The organism is Nocardia sichangensis (assembly GCF_047200615.1).
GTDB classification, from domain to species: domain Bacteria; phylum Actinomycetota; class Actinomycetes; order Mycobacteriales; family Mycobacteriaceae; genus Nocardia; species Nocardia sichangensis.
Genome location: NZ_JBJZOK010000128.1, coordinates 1 through 747, shown reverse-complemented (window position 1 = coordinate 747; position 747 = coordinate 1). Strand labels below are relative to the sequence as shown.

Sequence of the window (747 nt, the reverse complement as noted above, 5' to 3'; positions counted from 1 at the left end):
GGGGTGTTTCTGGCGTATGCGTCGAAGCATGGGTACGCCCTGATCGACCGGGAACTCTACATTCCCAAGTCGTGGACATCGGATCGTGAGCGTTGCCGCGATGCCGGGATCCCCGACTCCGTCGAGTTCGCGACCAAGCCGCGGCAGATGATCGCCCTGCTCGAGCGCGCCCTGGCCGCTCGGGTGCCGTTTGCGTGGTTCACTGCCGACGAAGCCTATGGACAGGCTGGCTACCTGCGGGACCGGCTCGAACACCGGGACGTGTGCTACGTGATGGCCACTCGCTGCGACCAGCAGTTGACCACGCGCGCCGACCCCACCGCGCGCGCCGACGAGCTGGTCGCCGAGTTCGGCGCGGTGTCCTGGCAGCGGTTGTCGACCCGGTGCCGGCGCGCACGGGCCACAGAATACGACTGGGCTCGCCGCCGGATCGACCCCACCTGGGCCTCCGGGCGCGGGCACTGGCTGCTGGCCCGGCGCAGCATCACGCGACCCGACCGAGATCGCCTCCTGCATCTGCTGCGGCCCGGCCACCGCGCGGCTGGTTGATCCGGCCCGGACCGCGGGGTCGCGCTGGCATGTGGAAGAAGCGTTTCAGCAAGCCAAGGGCGAGGCCGGACTCGACCACTACCAGGTGCGCAAATGGCGCCCGGTATGCCCACATCACCCTGTCGATGCCCGCCCCGGCCTGGCTCGCCGCCACGAAACCGTTGCGCAAAAAGGGACTCGCCAACAGCGGGCACAGCA

At 69.3% G+C, this 747-nt stretch carries 1 pseudogene; it reads left to right on the top strand.

Going from position 1 to position 747, the window contains the following annotated elements:
* Window positions 1-747: pseudogene (locus tag ACL03I_RS39440) on the top strand (IS701 family transposase); the annotation flags it as partial.